The sequence below is a fragment of the Plesiomonas sp. genome, assembly GCF_051650925.1.
Lineage (GTDB): Bacteria > Pseudomonadota > Gammaproteobacteria > Enterobacterales > CAMTGL01 > Plesiomonas.
On sequence record NZ_JBOFRH010000130.1, the window covers coordinates 1 to 1,706 of the forward strand.

At 50.3% G+C, this 1,706-nt stretch carries 1 protein-coding gene and 2 tRNA genes; all 3 read right to left on the reverse strand.

Going from position 1 to position 1,706, the window contains the following annotated elements; genetic code table 11:
* Window positions 1-171: 171 nt before the first annotated feature.
* Window positions 172-248 (reverse strand) — tRNA-Asp (locus ACRC27_RS02915).
* 73 nt (window positions 249-321) lie between these two features.
* Window positions 322-398 (reverse strand) — tRNA-Asp (locus ACRC27_RS02920).
* Window positions 399-527: 129 nt separating this feature from the next.
* On the reverse strand, window positions 528-1,706 hold a 1,179-nt coding region (locus ACRC27_RS02925; RefSeq protein WP_438639155.1), incomplete at its 5' end, for a hypothetical protein.

Here is a 1,706-nt window from a genome sequence, read left to right on the forward strand (position 1 = left end):
ATTGATATCGAAGATAAGGGCGTTAGGGGATCAGATAGCTTGATTCAATATCTGCCGTTTGGTGAAGGGAATGAGGCATTTCGGTAATGGTTATGGCATAACTGCGTATGCACAGCCCATTTTCAGACACAAAAAAGCCCTGAACAAATGTTCAGGGCTTTTTCTTTATATTGGCGGAGCGGACGGGACTCGAACCCGCGACCCCCGGCGTGACAGGCCGGTATTCTAACCGACTGAACTACCGCTCCGCGAAACTGGTGTGAAGCTTTTGCTTCGATTACCCTGCTCTGTTCATGGGAAGCAGAATAATTTTAAATTAAGTGGCGGTGTGGACGGGACTCGAACCCGCGACCCCCGGCGTGACAGGCCGGTATTCTAACCAACTGAACTACCACACCGCTCAAATGCTTGCCGTCGCAAGCGGGGCGAATATTACGATTCAGACGTTATTCAGTCAATCATTTTTTCTAAAAAAAACAATGAATCGCATCATCTGATGATAAAAACAGCAAAAGCCGTTACTTCCATCACTTTTTCACTGAAAAATCGCGCTGTCCCATCTGCATTGATGCCGATGCCTGCCGCTGCAATGCCAGCAACGCCTTACGCCGCTGTATCCGCTTGCGCCAGCGTATCCCTGCCCAAATACTCAACGTAACCAACAGAGCCAGCAGTGAACCGCCAATCAGCACCCACTGCATACGTTGCATCCCTTTCTGCTGTGAAAAGGAGAATGCCTGCTCCTGATCTGACAGCATTTTCTGCCACTCATCCTGTTCAGCTTGTTGCTGCGCTATCAATGCCTGCTGCTGTTCACGCACCGCAGCATTGGTTATCACTCGAAAGCGCCGCACAGGCAACAACAGCGATAACATCCGCTGATCCGGTGTCTGCAAATACACCCAAGTTTGTAAACTGTAATGCCCTAATTGTGCTCGATAAGGCAATTGCACCTGCACCTTGTACGCCTGATTTTCGGCCTGCGCCCGATAGCCGATAGTCACTGACTCGTCAGGCAAACGCTCCTCCACCCGCACCTGCAATGAACCAGCAGCAACCTCAGCAGGATCGGCCACCAGCGTCAATACATGCTGCTGCTCAGGGGCATGCGCCTGCGTAAACAATACCTTCACCGGCAACGCTTTAACCTCAACCCACTGCCCAGTCTCCGGCAGTGCTACCCCTTCACCAGTACGTAATTCAACCCAATAGTGTCCTGTTGGCATAGTCAGCGCCAATTGCTGGCTAAATACACCATCACCGGCCACCGCATCCAACTCCTGCCCGTTATCCTCTAAACGGCCAGCACTGATCGGTGATCCCGTTAACAACTCACGCTTTGCTTGGCTATTATCAGGCAAAGATAATCGCTCTTTTTCAGCCAGCGTTAATTCTCCCAATGGAATAAACACCGCATGCAACGTGGTATTTTTAATTAACTCAGGAACAGCAAGCCAGTGATTTCCCTGTACTAAACGGGCAGTAAATGTTAACTGCTCGTGCTGATACAGTGTGGTTGGCAAACGGTCTGCCCGAATTTGAATATCTGAAAATGTTTGCACTTTCAGAACCGTTTGCCCTTCAGCCCGCACCTGCCAAGGGCCGAGCATAGGTGCGGTAATAGTAATCAACTCATGCGTATCAGAGCGCCACCACTGCACATTATCCACCGGATTACGGGCAAACAACTTACTGCCATCAGGTTG